Source organism: Candidatus Eisenbacteria bacterium (genome assembly GCA_016930695.1).
Lineage (GTDB): Bacteria > Orphanbacterota > Orphanbacteria > Orphanbacterales > Orphanbacteraceae > JAFGGD01.
Genome location: JAFGGD010000025.1, coordinates 18,588 through 34,819, shown reverse-complemented (window position 1 = coordinate 34,819; position 16,232 = coordinate 18,588). Strand labels below are relative to the sequence as shown.

Here is a 16,232-nt window from a genome sequence, read left to right as displayed (position 1 = left end):
TCTTCCAAGCAACAGCCCGCAAGAGAACCCGTCGTATATGCACCAGGATCGCGAACAGGATTCGCTTTCCTACGGGCGGAAGGGCCGAAGGCCTTCAGGCTCGAAAAGCCCTTTTTGCGGGTGTCGGTGGCTCACCCGGGAGAGAATCGGCGCCAGTGCCCAAAATCGCCCGGTTCGCCTTTCTATGCGGAAGGCGAACTGGGGGGGCGTGACTGGCGGCGGATCGTTCGCGATGCGGATCCAGTGCGGCGCTACCCTGAATCGGGTTTCCCAGGTTATTTCCAATACCTTTCAGAGAACATCGGAGAATAGGCCCACGAATCCATCTCGTATGCCGCCTCGAACTCCCGGAAGGTCGCCAGATCGTAGCTGAGAAGTGACGTCATGATGCAAATGATCGCAGGCACGTTCTCACGATAGCTACCGGAGAAGTCTAGTCCACAATCCGGATCGGCACCGGCCGTCCTTTCAAACAGCTCACTGACCACATAGATCTGGTTCTTGTCGCGTGATAGGAGGGCCGCCAAGACCGGACTTCTTGCGTCAGCAACGGGCGCACGGGTTTCCACTGCTGGCTGGTGCGAGCACGACAGAAGGGTCAGCGCCACAACAAGTGCCGATATCATACGCATAATCGCACAATCCTCGCGTTCTTGCTCAACGGCCTTGCCGTGAAGCACCGCGCCTACCTCTTTATTGAAGTAACGGAGTCCCTGGGTGCATCCTGATGAACCGGTTTGTCAGGCACCTCCTCAGGTTTCTCACCGAGTGGGTGGATCGGGTACGTCCCGCGCAGATATGCGTACTCCTCGCTACCAGCCACCTCTAGTACCAGCAATTGAATGCGAGGGTATTCCTGCGCGAGGTTCAGGAGAAAACACTCGACCGTGACGGGCAGAATCGTGTCCAGCGAATATCCACCAAAGTAGAGCCTCTTCTCACCCGGTGGCCGAACCGCCGCAGAAACGTCCAAGACTGCCCGCAGCGTATCGCCGAACAAGCCCGGGAAGACCATGTTCTTTGGAGGCCCCGGGTGCGGAACGAGTGTTACCGTCAGCCCCGCCAGGTTGGCCGCATTCCGATTGGCGAATCCTTCGGTCGTCGATATGCAGTTCTCCTCGACCGTGCGCTTCACCGTCCACCCCGGCCCCGCCCACATGTCACCGAGGCAGACGAATGTGATGGGTCGTGGTGTCACTCCCTCGTCACCTGCAACGACAGGTTGATGAACCACGTACGATCCTTCGGTAGCTGCCAAAACCGTCGAAGCTATCGCGCACGCAACAGCCAGGGAATAGGTGATTCTCCTCACTTCACGATTCTCCCCTACGTGTCCAACGCTGCGGGTCAGCCGCAACGCCTAAAAGAACCCCTCCCACGAGACATCGAAGTGTCAGGATCCCGGGATTCGGGTAACGGCGGTCGCTGGTGCGGCGACGCTATGACTCCGTCCGGAATCCCTCACGACGCTCATACACGAATCCGATTATGAGCCCCCATAGAGCCTTATTTACGGGCTCAATGAACTCGACGATATCCCGAGCAAACTCCTGCGCCTTCTCTCCGCCCATGATTGTAGGAAGCCAACCGGCGGAAGCAGCGTCGGCGAAATAGAATCGTGACTCGGCCATGTTCTGCCCACGCGAAACAAAGGCTCGCCGCCGGTCCCGCTCAACGGAAGCAAAATGGAATTTGCCCCCACGGCCTATCGCCCCCGGGTCGTAATGAAATACGACCTTGTTGCGAACTACTGCAAGAGCCCTGCCAAGGCGCCCGTCGTTTTCCTGTCCCGAGGCAACAGAAGAGAGTGTCGCCCAGTCTAATCGCACCTTCTTCGGCAGTCTCATGACAACCGCCTGGAAGACGGGATGTTCTGTGGATTGACGGTGGTTGCGGACAAGCTTCATGAGTTCGTGCAGCATTCCCACGATGAGACGATAAAGATGGTGGTTGATGCCGTGGAACGCCCCGTATTGCTTCGTATAGGGCACAAGCTCCGTCGGTTTCGGTTCATTGAGAGCCAAGTGAAGCTCAAGTAGGTCTCTGAGGTCATTGTATGCGAGAGCGAGAGCTAGGACGAAATCACAGACGGCCTGTGGGACCTCGTCGTCTCCCCTGAAGACTACGGGGTCGAATGACTCCAAGTCGGCCATCGCGGAAAGGTGCGATTCCATCCTTACTGTTCCACCTTATCGCCCAACTGGTAATCGGCTTACCCCGGACAACGGTATCCACGTCACCCCGGCAGTATATCAGATCGGGTCATGCGGGCATTTGACATGTGATCCTGACGGTCACGCCTCGGCGCTGCCGAGCCCCCCCTCCCCCCCGTTTATATGTAACATAAAGGACGTTATGATTCACGATCACGATGATAAGCCTTCGATCCGCATTGTCGAAATAGAAAATATACAAATGCAGCCTATGCCGGATTCGGTCGGGTGGTCCGTGCCGCGTGCCGCCCCGCGATCCCGAGCCTTCCCCGGTTCCCGTTGCCTCTAATCACCGGAAAATACTAAGATTAGATTGTGGAATCACGCCGGAGCGGGCCGGTTGAAGGGGTGGTGCTGCCCGTGGACGAAAGGGTCGATACTCGGTAGAACCGGACCGCCGCGCCGGCACGGAGGGGATATGAACGAAGACGGACGGATCACGGGGCGGGCGCTGGGGTTTCTCTTCGGTGTCTTTCTCGGTCTCCTCATCGGCGCATGGACGATATGGACGAACTACCTCCCCTTCCCCGGAGGCGCGGCGATCGCCGTGATCCTCACCGCCCTGGTCGCCTACGCCGTCCCATTCGGCGCGCTCGGGCTGATCGCGCCGCTCTTCCCCTTCCTCCGGAGCGGCGGCGCGCGGCTCGCCCTTTCCGTCTCGCTCGCCGCCCTCGTCTTCTCCGGCCTCGAGATGAACCGCCGCCTCGCCGGCGGGGCGCTCGCCCCGAAGAGCCTCGCCGTGGACGGGGCGCTCTTCCTCGGCGCGTTCCTTCTCTTTCTGATTCTACGCCGGCTCTTTCCCCGGCGGATCGGCCGCCGCCTATCGGGGGCCGCGGCCGTCGTCGTCGCCGCGCTCCTCGTCCTCTGCTCGGTACGCACCCCTCCGATGCCGGCCCCCACCGGCGCTTCCCCCGGCCCGATCGATCCGCGCCCCGTGGTCTTTCTGGGCATCGACGGGATGGAGTGGCGGATCATGAATCCGCTCCTCGAGGCGGGCCGCCTCCCCAACTTCGAGAGGATCATCCGCGAGGGGACGACGGGGAAGCTGGAGACGCTGGTCCCGACCAACTCGCCGCTCATCTGGACCACGCTCGTTACGGGGAAGGAGCCGATGCGCCACGGAATCAACCATTTCACCGTTTGGGACGCCCCGTTCCTTCCCGTGCGAAGCATCAGCTTCCCCGCCTGGTCCGGCATCGAGCATCTCGCGCGCCTCTTCCCGCAAAGGCCGATCTCCGCGCGCGAGCGCCGCGTCAACACCCTCTGGGACATCTGCGGCGAGACGTCGCTCCCGTGCGGTTTCGTCAGCTGGTGGGCGAGCTACCCCGTGGTCCCCGTCGAGTCTTTTCAGTTGTCGAGCCGCTTCCTCTTCGATCTGGGCCTCTACAAGAAGAGCGGTTGGGATTATCTGCGCGAAGCGAGCGGCGACCTGTACCCGCCCGAGGCGAGGGAGGATCTGATCGCCCGTTTCCGCCTCCCCGAGACGGTCGGCGCGCCGGACCTGAAACGCTTCTGGTGCTCGGGATCGTGCGATGAAGAGGGGGCGGCGCGCGCGCTGGAGGCGTTTCGCTCTCTGGACGGCTGGACGCGTCCCCCCTTCGGCGCCACCGCGCCGCGCGAATCGGAGGCGTTCCGTCTCGGCGGATTCCTCCTCCCCTATCTGGACGACTGTTCCCGCCACGCCCAGGGACTCTACCTTTGGGAGCGCTACGGCCCGACCCTCTTCGGCCTTTACATCCGCGGGATCGACGACACGGAGCATTTCTTCTGGCATTACATGGAGCCGGACAGCTTCCCCGGATACACGATCGACCAGGAGGCGATCGGGCGTTACGCCGAGTTGATCCCCGACTACTACGTCTTCACCGATTCGCTCGTCGGCGAAGTGCTGAACCGGATCGGCGACGACGCGGTGCTGCTCATCGCTTCCGATCACGGCCACCGCCCATCGGGGCGGCTCCCCTGGTCCGGATCCCACTCCTTCGACCCGCCTCCGCCGGGGGTGTTCATGGCGCGCGGCGCCGGCATCCGGACGGGAGAGACGATTCGGGGCGCCTCGGTTTATGACGTGACCCCCACCGTGCTCGACCTTCTCGGCCTCCCCGCCGGCGAGGACATGCCGGGCCGGGTTCTCACGGAGCTGTTTTCCGCCGAGCGCCGCCCCCCACTCGAGAGGATCCCCTCATGGGACCGGATCTTCCGGGGATGGGAGAGGACCGTGGCCGTCGACGAGGCGGCCGCCGCCTCCGCGTCCCAGGCGGAGATGGAGCGGCTAAAAGCCCTCGGTTACGTAAAATAGGACGACCTATCTCTCTTTCCCGACCGGAGTGTCGTACCGGTCCGGCCGACCGCGGAAAAATAGGGGAAATGTCCGAGGGAACCCGCTTTCGTCTATTTTTTCAATTGTTTGCAATACAATGGGTTAAAAAGATCTTCCGTTGACAACGGGGGAAAAAACTGCTATGATCTTAATCTCGATCAAGTATGCAAACGCCGATCGCGAGAGAGGGATATACGCATGTCCTCCCGGAAGGGGAAATCCGCCTCTTTGCGCACCATAGCTCCTTTTGTTCCGCTGCTTCTCGCGGCGGCGCTCGCATGCGATGACTCGGCGGGTCCCCAAGGAGAAACCGGCGATCTGCGGGTCGCGTCTTCTCCGACCGGCGCGGCGGTCACCGTCAACGGCGTGCGCACCGGCATGAAGACGCCGGCCGTCATCGACAAGATTCCCGCGGGGGAGTTCGTGGTCCGGGTGCGGCTGGACGGATACGTCGCCGATCCGGAGTCGCTGATCGTGATGGTGGGCGGCGAGTCGACGGCCACGGCGTCCTTCACGCTTCAGGAACCGGTCGACGAGCCGGACGTGCAGAGGATCGTCTTGATCGAGCATTTCACCAGCGCCAGCTGCACGGGCTGTCCGGCCGCGCACGCGGCGATCGGAGCGTTGGTGGAAGAATTAGGATACGAGAAGGTGATCACGGTGTCGGACCATATGAACTGGCCCATCCCCTATCAGGATCCCTTTTTCTTGGCGAACCCGGCGCAGCTCACGGAGCGGCTCGGGCTGTTCGGCGTCCGGAGCCTCCCCTATTCGTGGGTGGACGGCGCCGCATTGGGGAATCCGGACAATCTGTACGAGACGATGCTCGCCGCGGTGGAGGAAGCGTTGCAGGTGGAGCCTTCGTTCGACCTGCGCGATCTGGTCGCCGCGGTGGACGGTGATTCGTTCGTGGTGACGGGGACGGTGGAGAAACTGGCCGAAACCGTCGAAGGAGACGAAGCGTTGGTCGTGATGGTGATCGAGACGGACATCGATTTTAACGCGATGAACGGGGTCGATCACTTCGACGACGTGGTCCGTTGGTTCCTCCCCGGAGCGGATGGGGAGGCGCTCGTCCTGACGGTGGGAGAGTCCCGAGACTTCCGTTACGCCGTCTTCATCTCCGAGGCTTGGGAGGGGGAGAATTTGCAAGCGGTCGCCTGCGTGGAGTCCCATTCGACCCGCAAGGTGTATCAGACCGTTCACACTCGTTAAGACACCCACCGCTCCCCCCCAGGAGGGTAGAGGTAAATCATGAAGCGCGCAGCCCTGATCCTGCTCGCGGCCCTGGTGCCCGTTCTCGCCCAGGCCGTGGACTTCGATTTCACCTGTTCCGACAATATAAAGTGGGGCGCCCTGAACAACACGTTTCAGGCGAAGTGCTATCTGACGAACAATGAAGCGACCGTCCAGCTGTTCTACGTCGAGAAGACGGAGGAGCTTCCCTCCTTCATGTGGTCGGCGCCGCTCTGCGTCGACGGCGACTGCCTTGCGCCGAACGTGATGGCAGACACGCTCTCGCTGGACCCCAGCGAGGTTACGGAGGTGGGGATCTATTTCAACGCCTTCATCGATCAGGGAGGCGCGGTGGTCGCCCTGCGCGTCGAGCCGCTCGGCGTCCCCGCCGAAGCGGCGGCCGAGACCCTCGCGGCGATCACCAACGGCGTGAACGTGCTTCTCATCGACGACGACGGCGCGCAGGCGACGGAGAGCTACTACATCGACGCGCTCCCGGCGGGGACCACCTATGGGCGCTGGATTCGCTCCGTCGAGGCGCCCACCGCGGCGGTGCTCGGCGCGATCCGCAAGGTGATCTGGTTCACCGGCGGCGAATCCCCGACTCTGAATTCGACGGACCGCACCATCCTGAGCACCTACTTCGGCACCGTGAACCGCAAGCTGTTCCTCTGCGGGCAGGACATCGCGTACGACCTTTGCGATCCTTCCAGCCCGAACTATTCCACATCGGCCTGCGACTTTTTAGAGGACGTGCTGCGCGCCTCCTATGAGGCGGACGACGCCGGAACGACGGACGTGACCGGCGACGGCACCGACCCGATCGGCCAAGACCTTTCCTTCTCCATCGCCGGCGGGGCGGGCAACCAGAGCAGCCCCGACGGGATCTCACCCGCGGGAATCGGGAACGCCTGCTTCACCTATGACGGCGCCTCGCTCGACGGCGGCGTGCATTGGAACGACGGCACGAAACGCGGCGTCTATCTTTCCTTCGGCCTGGAAGGAATTTCATCGCTCACCACCCGGCAGACCATCATGCAGCGCGTCTTCAACTACTGGTCCGCCACGGTGGACGTGGAATCCGGCGATCCCGGCGCGCCGGCGCGCACCGCGCTTTTCGAGAACCGGCCGAACCCCTTCAACCCGGCCACGACCCTCGCCTTCTCGGTGGAGCGCGAGGGGCGGGCGCTCGTCAGGATCCACGACGCCGCGGGGCGGGTGGTGCGCACCCTCCTCGACCGGTCCGTGCCGGCCGGGCCCGCGACGGTGGTTTGGGACGGGAACGACGATTCGGGCGCTCCCGCGGCGAGCGGCGTCTACTTCGCCCGGCTGACCGCCGGCAAGGCGTCGGAGACCCGTAAGATCACGCTGATCCGTTAGCCCGGATCGCTCGCGAAGTCCCGTCGCGGGCCGATGCCGCGCCGGGGAATTCTCGCGCAATCCGAGCCGGGGAAAAGGTACAATCCGATAAAAATCACCCCCCGTCCCTCCGCGGAAGGAGTCTTTCATTCATGAGACGCGTTCCCATGCACGCTTCCTTGGTTTACTGCGCCCTGCTCGCCGTCTGCGCCGTCACCGCGGCCGCGGGGACGCCCCAGCCGGCCGGGATCTCCCTCGGGGGCGCCGCACCGGACTTCAAGCTGAAGAATCTCTCCGGCGAAGAGGTCGCCCTCTCGCAAAAGCTGGCCGGCGGGCCGGTGTTGATCGACTTCTGGGCCACCTGGTGTAAGCCCTGTCTCCGCGCGCTTCCGGGAACGGAGGAGCTGCACAAGAAATACGCGGACCGCGGGCTCACGGTGCTCACCGTAAACGTCGACTCCCCTCGCTCCTCCGCCAAGGTTCGTTCCTACGTGAAGAGCAAGGGTTACTCCTTCGAAGTTCTTCTCGACGCGAACAGCGAGATGATGCGCCTCTATCATTTCAAGAGCATTCCCCAGGTGTTCCTCGTGGACGCCGACGGAACCATCGCCTATTCACATCTCGGTTACGCGCCCGGAAACGAGCGGCGGCTCGCCGAGGAGATCGAAAAACTCCTGGACGCCGGCGCCGGAGAAGAATCCGGGGCGGACGAAACCGATCAATCCTGACCAGCGGAGGAGTGCCGTGCGGAGGATCGTCTTTCCTCTTCTGATTCTGCTCGCCCACGGTTCGATCGTCGCCGCGTCCGATCCGGAGCCGGTGATCGTTCACGGAATGAACCAGGTCGAATACTCGGTGAACAGCGACGCCGAGCGTGATTCCTTGATTCCAAAAGAGATTTTCGAGGACTGGCTCGAGCTGGACCTCCGGTTCGACATGGTCCGCATCGGCTTCCGTTACGAGGCGTTCCAGCCCCACGAGCTGGCGGCGGATTCGGTGCGGGAGGGATTCGTCCACCGTTTCGCCGAAATCGATTTCGGCCGCGGCGGCGTCCGGGCGGGGACCTTCTACGGCATCTTCGGGCGGGGCCTTCTCTTTCGCTCCTACGAGGACCGCAACGTCCGCATCGACAACGACATGGACGGGATCTGGCTCCACGGGAACGTCGGACCCCTGGCGGCGAAGGCGTTCAGCGGCCGCATGCGCGAGGTGGAGACGGACGAGAGGAGCGACGTGCTCCGGGGCGTCGATCTGGAGGCCGACCTCCCGGCCGGATTCACCGCCGGCGGGAGCTACCTCCTCCAGTCGTCGCGCAACCCGAACGTGAACGAGTACGTGCCGCCGCCCGAGCCGGCTCACGCCGAGGCTTACAGCGGCCGGGCCGGCTATACCCACCGGCTCGGGGACCTTTACTACGAGGGGGGGCGGATCAATCGACTCTACGTCTCTCCCCTGGACAGCCGGATTCGCGCCCTGGACTACGACGACGTCCGCGGGACGGGGCACTACGCGGCGGCGAGCGTCTACCCCCTCGATGGATTGGCACTCACCGGCGAGTACAAGCGCTACGAGCGGTTCCGCTTTCAACCTCAAGGATCGTCCGGCACGGACTACAACAACCCGCCGGCGCTGGTTCGGGAGACCGCCTACACCCTCATGACCCGCCATCCGCACGAGATGAACGCGGACGACGAAGAAGGTTTTCAGATCGAGGCGATCTATACGCCCGTCTGGAGCACCACCCTCACCCTGAACCGCGCGGAGACGGACGACCTGAGCGGCGGGCCGCTCTTCCACGAGTGGTACGGCGAGTGGCGGCAGGAGATCGGGGAACAGTGGATCGTGGCGCTCGCCTACGATCACATCGAACAGGAGGCCGGCGGGGGAGAGGCCGACGAATACCGGACGCCGGCGCTGGAGGTGGAGTATTTTCCCGGCGGCGAGTGGAGCCTGCGCGGCGAGTACCAGTTCCAGGAGTCGGATACGCGGAGCGGGATCACTCGAGATCACTTCGCCCTCCTGGAGTACCACCCCAACATGGAGTTCGCCTTCTCCGTCGTCGGCGAGCACGCCCAGTTCCTCGACCCCGTCGCGGACGGGGCGGAACTCCGGAGGGACGACTATTTCTACGCCCAGGTGGATTGGACTCTCTCGATGAACCATCGCTTCTCCGTGATGGCGGGGAAGAGGCGCGAGGGATACATCTGCGTCGGCGGCGTCTGCCGCAAGGAGCCGGAGTTCCAGGGCGTGGAGATGAAGCTGATTTCCAACTTCTAGTTGAACAATGAGTTGCGAGAGGCGCCGGCCATTCGTCGGCGCCTTTTTTTATGCGCTTTTTTTGCGCGGATCCGGCCGAATCCAAGGGGGCTCCGCCACCCATCCGGAGGTCTTCCGGAGGCTTTCTGCCGCTCCTCCTCAGGCGACACGCCCCCTCATCGCCGCATGCTCTCCGCGAGACGTTCCGGTGACGTCTCTCCGTCATTCTCTTCTTTGGAGGAGGGGACGGCGCAACAACCGTTCGTTCGCCGGACCTCCTTTCGGGACCATCGCCGCGTGGTTGTGGGAGACAGCGGGGATGGAGGGACGACCCGGAGGGCTCCGGAAGCGGTCGCCGGCCGGCTCGCGCCCTACCGTCTCTCGAGGTCGGGACGGCGCCGCGCGGCCGTGGAAGGAGAGAGCGAGGCGGACGGGATTCGGATCCCGCGGGCGTTCGCGCCGGACGCCGGTTGTGAAGTTTCGTCGAGGAAGAGTGGCCCTGGCGAAGCTTGCCGGCGTCACGCGGGACCGGATCACCCTCCCGGGGCGGGCCGGATCTTCGATTCGACCCGTCCCGCGCTTTTTTCCCGGGCCGGCATCTCGCGGAAGCGGCGCGGCGGCGCTTGAGCCGTTCGGGAACGAGAGTATAGTAAGGGGGTGGTCGCGCAATCACCAACCGAGCCCGGGAGGTCACCGTGAAGGGAGCCGCCATCCGTCTCGCCCCCGCCGTCGCCGTCCTTCTCCTCTCGGCCGCGTCTCTTCGCGCCGGGGGCGTCGTCAATGATCCGGATCCGTGGGAGGAGCGTTTCTTCTCCGTCATCTTGAGCGAGGAGGAGCGGGGCGATTATCTGCGCCTCGACGGAAACCGCCGCGACGAGTGGCGGCGCGTCTTTTGGGCCGAACGGGATCCGACCCCCACCACGGAGATGAACGAGTTGGAACTGGAGCACCAGCGGCGCGTGGTGCGGGCGATCGGTGATTTTCGGGACGACGAAGACCGTTTCGTCTGGGACGACCGGGCGCGCGCGGCGATCCGTTTCGATTTTCCCGATCGAAAAGACGACTTCCCGGACCGGGACGGCGCGCGCCGGGAGATCTGGCGCTACGGCGACATGCTTCTCTGGTTCGAGGATGTCGACGAGAGCGGCGCGTATGTTCAGTTGCTCGTTCCGGGCGGCGACGGGGACGAGCCGGCGCTCGTCTCGCCCCGGACGGGAGCGGTCCCGGATTCCCGCGAGAGGTTGGAGCGCGCCTTCGACCGTCTCGAGATCGATCGGGACCGGGGGGGGGCGGACGCCGCGCGCGGCGCCGAACGGTGGCGGAACGCGCCGGTGCGATACGAATTCGATCCGAAGGAGGGGGACGGGATCGAGTTCATCGTCGAGCCGCGAGCGGCGGCGGGCGTAGGAGGCGGCGACCTTCTCGTCTCTCTCTTCGTGCCCGAAGGGGCGCTCTCCTTGGAGGGGCGGGGGGAGCATAGACACGCCCGGATCGAAATGCGACTCGCCGCCTGGGACGAGGGCTATCATCTGAGCGCCTCGAAGGAGGAGACCCGCGTTCTCCGCGACCCGGCCCTGGATGGGCGCGCCGGTTTTCTCGTCGCCGACTCTCTCGTCGTTCCGCCCGGCCCCTGCCGCGTGGCGGTGCGCCTCGCCGACCGGCTCTCCGGCAACGCGTCGTCCCGCACGGTCTCCTTCGATGTCCCCGATTTCTCCGGCGAGGAGGTCCGCATCGGCGGTCCGATCCTCGCGACGGCGATCCGCCGCCTCTCCGGCGGGGACGGGACGATCCTTCGGCGAGGAAACCGGATCGAGCCGCGCCCGGGCGGTGTCTTCCGCGCGGACGAGAAGGCTTACGTGTACTTCGAGATCTACAACCTGGGGATCGGCAGGGACGAACGGTGCCATTTCAAGATCGTCTACCGGTTGGAAGGGGAACCGGGCGGCGAATACTCGTGCAAGCTCGGCGGAGACGAGGGGGGGAAGCTCCGGAGCGGCGAAGAGAAACGCTCCCGCGTGATGAGCCGGGAAACCGTCGCCGAGAGGCGGGTCTCGCTGGATCTCTCTTCGCTTCCGGCGGGGCGGTACACGCTCTTCGTGAGGGTCGACGACGAGACGACCGGCGGGAGCGCCGCAATCGAAGCCCCCTTCCGGGTCGAGGTGCCCTGAGCAAACCGCAGCCCCGTTCCGGCGACGATCCTCTCCGGGCTTCGGGGGTATTACTCCATGAGGGTGCTTGCCCTCCAGGAGGACCTGTCATGCGCCGCGCGCTTCTCGTGATTCTCGTTCTTCTCACCGCCCTCGCCGCCGGGACTTCCCGCGCGATCGCCGGTGAGAAAACACGGCCCGACCCGTCGGAGGACCGTTTCTTCTCGGTCATCCTGAGCGAGGGGCAGCGCCTGGAGTATGAAAACCTCCCGGCGGAACAGAGGGAGGCTTGGCGGGTTCGGTTCTGGGCGGAGAGGGACCCGACGCCGACGACGGACGAGAACCAACGCCTCGAAGAGCACGAGAAGCGGGTCCGCGGCGCCATCCTCCAGTTTCATGACAAGAATGGCGAGTTCGTGTTCGACGATCGCGTCCGCGCCTGGATCCGTTTCGGCCAGCCGAAGAACCGGGAGAGCATGCCGGGCGAGGTGGTGGTGCACGAGGGGATGCGCCCTCCCCGCGAGTTCTGGCTCTACGACGACATGATCCTCTGGTTCGAGGACCGCTGGCTGAACGGCAACTTCATCGAGGGGCTTTCGACCAATGTCTCCAGCATCGCCTCCCGCGACCAGTATCTACGGGAGGACACGGGCTGGTCCGTGGACGAGCAGCTCGAGTTCGAGGAGAGCTTCAATCGTTTTCTCGAGGTGAACGATATCGACGTCGATCCGGTCCTGGCGCAGCGGATGACCGACGACGGCAAGCGCAACTTCGAGTCGCTCCCCGAGATCAACGATTACGACTACGGCGGAGCGGAGGAGTTCCGCTTTCTTTTTGATTTGAACTTTCTGGCCGGTTCCGGCGAAAGAACGGACCTGCTGATCGGCTTCCTGATCCCTCTGGACAAGTTCGACCGCGAGGTGGAGGAGGGTCGGGAGGCGGCGCGGATTCAGCGGCGGGCGTCGATTTCCGACGCGGACTACCGATTGGTGGATCGCAGGGTGGAGAACCTGGTGCACCGTTTCGATCCGATCGAGGGAGGGGGCGGATGGGTCGTGACCAGCGATTCTTTCACCGTCGATCCCGGCGTCTATCACCTGGCGCTCCGGGTGATCGATCTTCGCTCCAAGAACCACGGCATCCTCAAAACGGAAGTGACGGCGCCCGATTTCGGCGGAGGAGAGGCGCGGCTCAGCGACCTGGTTTTCGCCGCCGCGGTCACCCGGGACGAGCGGGGTGAGGGGGCGTTTCTCCGCCGCGGCTTCCGGATCGTGCCCCGCCCGATCCGCGTCTACGCGCCCGGCGAGGACGTGAACGTCTACTTCGAGCTCTACAACCTGACGCTCGGGCCGGGTGGGCGGGGGGTCTATGAGATCACCTACACGCTCTACGGCAGCGCGGTTCGGCGTTTCTCCAGCCTTCTGCAGGGGAGCGACGAAGGGATGCTGGAGCAGGGGGTGAGCCAGACTTTCGAGTCGTTCGCCGACGATCGGACGGTGAGCCGCCACATCTCCCTGGACACGAACTCGCTCCCGCCGGACCGTTACACGTTGATCGTGGACGTGACGGACAAGGGGAGCGGCTCGGCGGACCGGAAAACCGCCCAATTCGTGGTCCAGCGGTAGGGCGCGTTCCGAGCTTTTCCCCCGCCCCGCCTCCCTTCGGGGCACGGTCCGGATGCTTCCGCATCCTCCCTCTTCTCGCTCGCCGACCCACCTTCGCCCGCCCCGACAAGATCGATGGCCCTTTTTCTAACCTCGACGGAGGCGTGCTCCGGTGGGTGCCCGGCGAGTCGAGACGGCCCCGAGAGGGAGGTGAGGCGAGGGGAAAGCGTTTCGTGATGTTCGATGCCCCGCCGGTACCGGATTTTCTTTTCACGAACGAAGTGAGTGAAGAGGTGTTTGGTACCGAAGATATTCCCGCGCGCCGGCTAGTCCGCCGTCGGCTCCGGGAGGAAGGGGGGAAGGGGGGCGTCCAGCATGACGGAGACGACGCGGAGGAGTTCCGCTTCGAGGAGGTTGACGCGGTGGTCGGCGAAGGCGGTGTGCGCCGCCGCTTCGATCAGCTTCTCCTTCACCGGGAAAGAGGCGCCGGCGAGGCGGTCCAACGCGCGGCCGAGTTCGGCGAGGTCCGTCGGACGGTCCGGCGAGAAGGGGAGCGAAGTCCGCCGCGGGTCGACGAGTTTCTCCGACCCCGCCCGAAAGGCGGCTTTCGCCCCCTCCGGATCGCCCGGGTAACCGCTCGACGCAAGGGCGCCGAGAAGAACCGCCGCCTCCTTGAGAAGCGGGTCGATGGAACGCTCGCCCCGTCCGGCCCGCGTCTCGCGCGCCGCGCCGCGCAACCGCCGCTCGAGAAGCTTCCGCAGGCAGAACTCGAAGACCGTGGTCTCCTCGTCCGCCGCGATGAGCGCGTCCACGCAACCGACCGCGCGGCTCAGTTTTTCCAGGGGGAGATCGCGGAGCGCCGGGAGGGCGATGTCCGCCAGGGGAAGGCGGGAGCGCGGATCGAGTTCGCGAAGCCGGGCGGCGAGGCGATCCGTCTCGGCGGCGCCCCCCTCGCCGAGGAGCGGCCCCAGCTCGGCGAGCTGCCGGCGCCGCGCCCCCTCATCCGGAGAGAGAAGGAGCGCGACGATCACCCGGAGCGCTCCCTCGGGGGCGCGCACCGCCTCGCGGACCGGCTCGGGGATCCTGTCGAGGAGCGCCGCGCCGAGGGCGATGTGCTCCGCCGTCGGTTTTCCGATCGTGCCGATCACCGATGACGGCTCCACGCCCACGGTCGGGCTCTCGCGGAAGGAGCGAACCACCTCCTCCAGCCCGGGATAGGACGCGAGCGCTTCCTCCGCCTGCCCATCGAGGACCCGCGGGAAGCGTCCCTCGAAGCGCGGGTCGATCCTCTGAATTCTTTCCACGAGCGGCGGGTGGGTCGCGAAGAGATTCCCGAAGAAGAGAACGCGCCGCCCCTCGCCGAAGAGGAGGCGCGCGGCGTGCTCCGCCTTCGGGTTCTCGATTCGGGAGCCCGCCTTCCAGCCGCCGATCTTTTTGAGCGCGCCGGCGATCCCCTCCGGGTTCCGCGTGAACTGCACCGCCGACGAGTCGGCGAGGAACTCCCTCTGCCGGCAGATCGCCGCCTGGATCATCCGGCCGAGGATCGTTCCTATGGAGCCGACGAGGATCAGCACCAATCCGCCGACGGCGACGAGCGGGACGCCCCCTTTGTTCCGTCCGCCCGAGTGTCGACCCGGAAAGACCTGGATCAGGCCGCGGCCGACGGCGCCGATGGCGAGGATGCCGTGGAGGACGCCGGCGATCCGCAGGTTCATCCGCATGTCGCCGTTCAGGATGTGGCTGAACTCGTGGGCGACCACTCCCTGCAGCTCGTCCCGGCTGAGACGCCGGAGGGCGCCGCGCGTGAGCGTGACCGCCGCGTCCGCCGGCGAGTGTCCCGCCGCGAAGGCGTTGATCCCCTCCTCGCCGCCGAGCAGATAGATCTCCGGCGGCGGCAGGCCGGAGGCGATCGCCATCTCCTCCACCACGTTTCTCAGCGTGCGCGACGCCGTGTCGATCGGCGCCGCCGGGACCGGGTGCCCGCCGAGAAGGAGCGCCAGCGCGCCGCCGCTTCTGCCCAGCTCCCGCATCCGGACGAGGCTGACCGCCCCGATGAAGAGCACGGTGATCGCCGCGACCAGCACGAAGCAGCCGGGGTCCCACCAGGGGCGGATCTCGACGATGGTGCGGGGGTTGGTGAAGGCGACGCGGAGCATGATGCGGATCGCGAAATACACGCCGACGATGATGGAGACGACGGCGAGCCCGAAGAGCGCCAGCAGCCGGAACGTGGACCGGCGCGCCCTTTCCTGGTGGTCGAAGAAGTTCATGGTGTCCGCTCCCGCTCCCGCCGCGGCCGCGTCGCGTGCGCCCTACTTCCTCGAGAAGTCGACCTTGGGCGCCTCCCGCTGCTCCGGCGCGTCGATCGAATCGAGGAGGCGCGCCTCGTCGAAGCGGAAGGCGCCGGCCACCAGATTGTTCGGGAATGTTTCGCGCAGGATGTTGAAGGCCATCACCGCGTCGTTGAACGCTTGGCGCGAGAAGGCGATGCGGTTCTCCGTGGAGGTGAGTTCTTCCATCACACGGATCGTCGACTGGTCCGCCTTCAGCTCCGGGTAGCGCTCCATCACCACAAGGAGACGGCCGAGAGCGCCGCTCAGCATCCCCTCCGCTTGGGCGAGCCCCTGCATGGCGTCGGCGCCCCCCGGGCTTCCGGCGGCCTTGTCCGTCGCGCTCACCGCGGCGGCCCGCGCCCGGATCACCGCCTCGAGCGTTTCCCTCTCGTGGGCGAGATAGGCTTTGGCGGTCTCCACCAGGTTGGGGATCAAGTCGTGCCGGCGGCGGAGCTGCACGTCGATCTGCGCGAAGGCGTTTCGGAAGATGTTGCGGCTTTTCACCAGCCGGTTGTAGATGCCGATGATGAGGAACGCCAGGACGACGACGACGACGAGAAAAACGACGAGGCCCATGCGGACACCTCCGAGGTTGGCGGTTTCAGGGCGGCCGCGGTCCCGCGGCCGCGGGAACAGAATAGAGGTAGCCCAAGTCGCGGGGGCGGGTCAAGAATGATATGAAAGCCCGATCGGCTCCCGAAGACGGTCCCACCGGGAAAAGAGAGGCGGGAGACGTTGTTCACATCTCCCGCCCCGGTGAAGGA

At 65.1% G+C, this 16,232-nt stretch carries 12 protein-coding genes; 7 read left to right on the top strand and 5 right to left on the bottom strand.

The features are described from left to right. Positions 1 to 275: 275 nt before the first annotated feature. The 3 genes from JW958_04315 to JW958_04305 form a co-directional block, all read right to left on the bottom strand. Entirely contained in the window at positions 276 to 680 is a 405-nt protein-coding gene (locus JW958_04315) for a hypothetical protein (protein ID MBN1825469.1), read from the bottom strand. A gap of 5 nt (positions 681 to 685) precedes the next feature. After that, positions 686 to 1,312: a hypothetical protein gene (locus JW958_04310; protein ID MBN1825468.1), complete on the bottom strand. Its 627-nt coding sequence runs from the start codon at positions 1,310 to 1,312 to the stop codon at positions 686 to 688. Positions 1,313 to 1,439: 127 nt separating this feature from the next. Further along, a complete protein-coding gene (locus tag JW958_04305) occupies positions 1,440 to 2,174 on the bottom strand; it encodes a hypothetical protein (protein ID MBN1825467.1) in 735 nt (244 codons plus the stop codon). 457 nt (positions 2,175 to 2,631) lie between these two features. Between JW958_04305 and JW958_04300 the strand changes: the two genes are divergently transcribed. From JW958_04300 to JW958_04270, 7 genes are all read left to right on the top strand, one after another. Then, entirely contained in the window at positions 2,632 to 4,512 is a 1,881-nt protein-coding gene (locus JW958_04300) for an alkaline phosphatase family protein (protein MBN1825466.1), read from the top strand. 249 nt (positions 4,513 to 4,761) lie between these two features. Next, the gene (locus tag JW958_04295) at positions 4,762 to 5,748 is read left to right on the top strand and encodes a PEGA domain-containing protein (GenBank protein ID MBN1825465.1); all 987 of its coding nucleotides are present in this window, start codon (positions 4,762 to 4,764) and stop codon (positions 5,746 to 5,748) included. Positions 5,749 to 5,787: 39 nt separating this feature from the next. Continuing rightward, positions 5,788 to 7,149, top strand: a complete 1,362-nt coding sequence (locus JW958_04290; GenBank protein MBN1825464.1) for a T9SS type A sorting domain-containing protein — start codon at positions 5,788 to 5,790, stop codon at positions 7,147 to 7,149. A gap of 131 nt (positions 7,150 to 7,280) precedes the next feature. After that, on the top strand, positions 7,281 to 7,856 hold the full coding sequence (locus JW958_04285) for a TlpA family protein disulfide reductase (protein MBN1825463.1): 576 nt from the start codon (positions 7,281 to 7,283) through the stop codon (positions 7,854 to 7,856). Positions 7,857 to 7,872: 16 nt separating this feature from the next. After that, the gene (locus JW958_04280) at positions 7,873 to 9,405 is read left to right on the top strand and encodes a hypothetical protein (protein MBN1825462.1); all 1,533 of its coding nucleotides are present in this window, start codon (positions 7,873 to 7,875) and stop codon (positions 9,403 to 9,405) included. 674 nt (positions 9,406 to 10,079) lie between these two features. Next, positions 10,080 to 11,552 carry a GWxTD domain-containing protein gene (locus JW958_04275; GenBank protein ID MBN1825461.1) on the top strand — a complete coding sequence of 491 codons (1,473 nt, stop codon included), beginning with the start codon at positions 10,080 to 10,082 and terminating at the stop codon, positions 11,550 to 11,552. A gap of 89 nt (positions 11,553 to 11,641) precedes the next feature. Beyond that, the gene (locus tag JW958_04270) at positions 11,642 to 13,156 is read left to right on the top strand and encodes a GWxTD domain-containing protein (GenBank protein ID MBN1825460.1); all 1,515 of its coding nucleotides are present in this window, start codon (positions 11,642 to 11,644) and stop codon (positions 13,154 to 13,156) included. 305 nt (positions 13,157 to 13,461) lie between these two features. Here JW958_04270 and JW958_04265 read toward each other — a convergent pair whose 3' ends face one another. Both JW958_04265 and JW958_04260 read right to left on the bottom strand, forming a co-directional pair. Continuing rightward, a complete protein-coding gene (locus JW958_04265; GenBank protein MBN1825459.1) occupies positions 13,462 to 15,405 on the bottom strand; it encodes a M48 family metallopeptidase in 1,944 nt (647 codons plus the stop codon). 42 nt (positions 15,406 to 15,447) lie between these two features. Next, on the bottom strand, positions 15,448 to 16,044 hold the full coding sequence (locus JW958_04260; GenBank protein ID MBN1825458.1) for a LemA family protein: 597 nt from the start codon (positions 16,042 to 16,044) through the stop codon (positions 15,448 to 15,450). Between the last annotated feature and the right edge of the window lie 188 nt (positions 16,045 to 16,232).